The 1362-nt window shown below is 20.9% G+C and carries 1 protein-coding gene and 1 pseudogene; both read right to left on the bottom strand.

All coding sequences use genetic code 11. The annotated features are described in order from the left end of the window. Positions 1-219 (bottom strand): annotated as a pseudogene (locus E6A48_RS03485) (hypothetical protein); the annotation flags it as partial. Between the two features lie 59 nt (positions 220-278). Beyond that, on the bottom strand, positions 279-1362 hold a 1084-nt coding region (locus tag E6A48_RS03480; RefSeq protein WP_258018533.1), incomplete at its 5' end, for an FkbM family methyltransferase.

Raw genomic sequence — 1362 nt, 5'->3', positions numbered from 1 at the left:
ATCTATCTTTAGAACTTCATTAACAGCATGCTTTAATTTTTCTATATGAGTAAAATTACCATCTAGAATATCTTTCACTGGACAATAAGAACATTTATAATTACATCCATCCAAAATTTCCCAAAGTATTTCTAAAAAATCTTTTTCTTCACATCCGTGAAATATTATGTCTTTTTTATTTATTTCATTTATTTTATCATCATAATTAATTATTTTCATAATATTATCCTAATATTTATTATTGGTTTTAATTATAAAATAAACTATAATTATACACCTTACATATCACTATTAGGTCTGGTCTGGGCTATTAACAATGTAGTAGTAACAGCACATGCTACTTCACTTTTTATAATCTTGAATGTATAGTCTAAATCTAATTGCTCTATCATTCTTTTTATATTAAAGAAATCATTATAATTGTGATATATACTTAGTAATAAAACAGGTTTGTATTTTTTTATAGTTTTAATAGCTCCCAAAAGAAAAGGTTGTTCAAAGCCCTCTAAATCTACTTTTATTAACCCTACATTAATATTATTATCATCTACAAATTTATCCAAACTAGTCATATATACATCGTTTTTTATATTATATGTAGCATTTTCTTCCATTGTAAGTTCAAAATCACATCTAACACTACCATCAGAAAATATTGATATACTTTTATTTTCATTTCCTAATGCCATATTTATTGGTACAATATTATTTCTATTATTTAATCTTATAGTTTCTAATATTAAATTATAATTTTTAGGTAAAGCCTCAAAACTATAAACCTTTTTGTTTGTATAATAAGATAAAAAAATAGCTGAATCTCCTATGAATCCACCAGCATCTATAATATCTAAATTTTCAAGTTTCTTTATATCATAAATATAATCCATACCATATTTTTCATAAAAAATTCCTACTTCAAAATAATTCATTGGTAATATATATTTACCATAAATAAAAATATCATTATTCAATTTTATAATCCTAGCATTATTTTCATTTTCTATTTTTAGAATTCTATCGTACTCTTCTTTTTCAACATATAAATAATCATCTATATTTTGAAAATTATTTATTTTAGATAAAATTTTAGAAACAAGATATAAACTTTCATTATCTAAGTTATTAATTAAAGATAAATATTTATCTAAAAAATTATTATCATTGCATATTTCTTTCCTAAATTCTATTATTCTATTCATATCATGATATATAATTTCTTTATTATGATCACATTTTTTTATATTCTCTTCTTTTTCGATTTTTTTAATTATATAATATAATAGTTCTCTAGTATTATTTCTCAATTTTTTAAAAGGTATCCACCAAACTATATCATTGATTATCTTTTCTATATTTTTATCC

It is taken from the genome of Brachyspira pilosicoli, assembly GCF_019402445.1.
GTDB classification, from domain to species: Bacteria; Spirochaetota; Brachyspiria; order Brachyspirales; family Brachyspiraceae; genus Brachyspira; species Brachyspira pilosicoli_B.
Note: the sequence above shows the minus strand (reverse complement) of the source record. Positions and strands in the feature narration are given on the sequence as shown.